The 2295-nt window shown below is 67.8% G+C and carries 1 protein-coding gene and 1 pseudogene; both read right to left on the reverse strand.

The window, feature by feature from the left end:
• Positions 1–423 precede the first annotated feature (423 nt).
• Positions 424–702 (reverse strand): calcium-binding protein, encoded by a 279-nt coding sequence (locus tag IF89_RS45485; protein WP_030777005.1) that lies wholly within the window; start codon positions 700–702, stop codon positions 424–426.
• A 139-nt stretch (positions 703–841) separates the two neighbouring features.
• A pseudogene (locus IF89_RS50005) lies at positions 842–1573 on the reverse strand (putative Ig domain-containing protein); the annotation flags it as partial.
• Positions 1574–2295: the final 722 nt, after the last annotated feature.

Raw genomic sequence — 2295 nt, forward strand, 5'->3', positions numbered from 1 at the left:
CATCCAACGGCGACAAGCTCACAGCCATACCCAGAGCCCCTGGGGTCCGACGATCTTACGAATGACCGCCTCAGGCCCACGTCTGGAAGGTAGGACAAGGTCAGTGCCTGTCTGACATCCATGGGTGAGTGACGAAGATGTGCGGCGATGGGCGGGCTGGGAGGTTGGTCACGTGGGGCAGGCCCGGCCGGTCCTGGGTGAGGATCGCCAGGGCCTGCCTGATGGTTGCCGCCGTCTGGGGTGTGTGTGGCTGCCTGGTGGCGGTTGACCGTACGGTTGTTGTCGGCTATTCGTTGCGGCTAGCTGGGGCGCCGGGCCGAGTTTGCTGCGGGTGTTCCTCAAAACGGGTGTCGCGGGACCCTTCCTTCCTTATAGGTGGGGGTCTGGTAGGGGTGTATGCCCGGGTGTTGAGTGGCTGGTTGGTCAGGGGTTGCACTGGGTGGCGTTATTTCCGGTGGCGGGGCGGATGCAGACGTCGAGGCCGAGGCCGCCGTTGTTGGTGTTGGTTCCGGGGCCTCCGTCCAGGGCGTCGTTTCCGTTCTGGCCTTCGACGCGGTCCTTGCCGTCTGCGCCGTAGAGGGCGTCGTTGCCGTCGCCTCCGCACAGGAGGTCGTCGCCGCCGCGGCCGTTGATGACGTCGTTGCCGCTCAGGCCGAAGATCGCGTTCCTTGCCGCCGGTACCGTTGAGGACGTTCCCCGCATTGGTACCGGTGATCACGCTGTAGCCCTGGTTCCGGAGGGCGGCCGGGCTGGTCGCACAGGTGACGGGGGCGGGCGGGTTCACGATCTGGGTCAGGAGCTGGCTCGTGGAGCCGCTGTGGGTGCTGTCACCGTTGTAGACGGCGGTGATCGGGTGCGTTCCAGCGGTCAGGCTGCCGGTAGTGGACGTGGCCTGGCCTGTGCCGTTGAGGGTGCCGCTGCCGATTGTGGTGGCACTGTCCTTGAACGTCACTGTCCCGGTCGCGGTGACCGGACCGTCCGAGACGTTCGCGGTGAAGGTGACGCTGTCCCCCACCGTGGAGGGGTGGAGCGAGGACAGCACGGTGGTGCTCGTCCCGGCCGGATGCACCGTCAGGGTGAACTCCTTGGACGTGGCGGGAACCTGGGTGTTCGGGTCGGTGGCGGTCGCCGTGAAGGTGTGGGAGCCGGTGCTGGTAGGCGTGCCGGAGATTTCACCCGTGGCGGAGTTCAGGGCAAGTCCCGGGGGAAGACTCCCGCCGGTCACACCGAAAGCCGGGGCTCCCGTCCCGCCGCTGGTCTGGATCGTGGCCGAGTACGCCGGAGCCTGGTTCACGGTCGCGTCAGGCGGCGGACTGGACGTAGTGATCTCCAGATCGGAAACTGTGTAGGAGACCACTACCTGCGCGGGGCCCGTCGCCTGGCCCGAGCTGCCTCCATCCGGGACCCGGTTCGAGCCCCCTCCCCACCTCCAGACCCGCCTTGCCCTGACCTTGAGAAGGGGCAGGTTCCGCCGCCACCCCCACAAAACCAGCCGCCCCCGCCGCCGAAGCCGGCGTTGCCACCGCTTCCCGCGATACCGTCGGTGCCTGCCCTGCCACCAGCAGGGGTGCATGGGGCGCCGCCCTGACCTTCTTCGGTGGCAGTGGCACCGCCACCGCCGCCACCACCGCCGCCGCCACCGGCCGGGCCACTTACCGGCCGTGTCACGCCAGCCTGGCCTACATCGCCGCCGACACCACCAGCTGCCCCGCCGCCAGACGGATGCGCCCCACCGCCGCCGCCGTTCGCGACGATCAAACGGGGATCGTCGGACAGGTCACCAGTCAAGACACAGCTGCTGTCTGAGGCGCTGCAAATCCGGACATCACTCGCTCCCCCACCTGCAGCACCCCCCGGAACGTTTGGGGAACCGGCGGCAGACCTCCACCTGTGTTGACGTTGACGTAAAGCGTAGCCACCCCGTCCGGAACACGCACAGTGCCAGTTACTGATGCCCCAGCGCCGCCCGCACGTCCGCCTGCGGCGCCGGTAGCAGTGACTTCCAGCTCAGTAACACCATTCGGGACCGGGAGGGGAGGTTCACCCTGCGCTGTCTGGGTGATGGTGGTCGCGGCAACTGCCGGGAAGGCGGGAACGACAATGCCGGCTCCGGCTAGGACCAGTGCGGGGATCAGCAGCCGTGCCGCGGCCCGCCGACCTCGGACAGCGGGACGCACCCGCACGGGCTTACGACCACTAGTGTCCTGAGTCGGAGATTCGTCGGCAGTATGCGGCGACTTTGTCGAGGATCTCGTCGGCTGTCTTCGTCCAGACGAAGGGCCGGGGGTTGTCGTT

The organism is Streptomyces sp. NRRL F-2664 (assembly GCF_000719345.1).
Classification (GTDB): Bacteria; Actinomycetota; Actinomycetes; order Streptomycetales; family Streptomycetaceae; genus Streptomyces.

Bases quoted from the DNA above. Each gene is read 5' to 3' on its own strand.
- IF89_RS45485 (WP_030777005.1), bottom strand. From the start codon at position 702: ATGCGGGGAACGTCCTCAACGGTACCGGCGGCAAGGAACGCGATCTTC.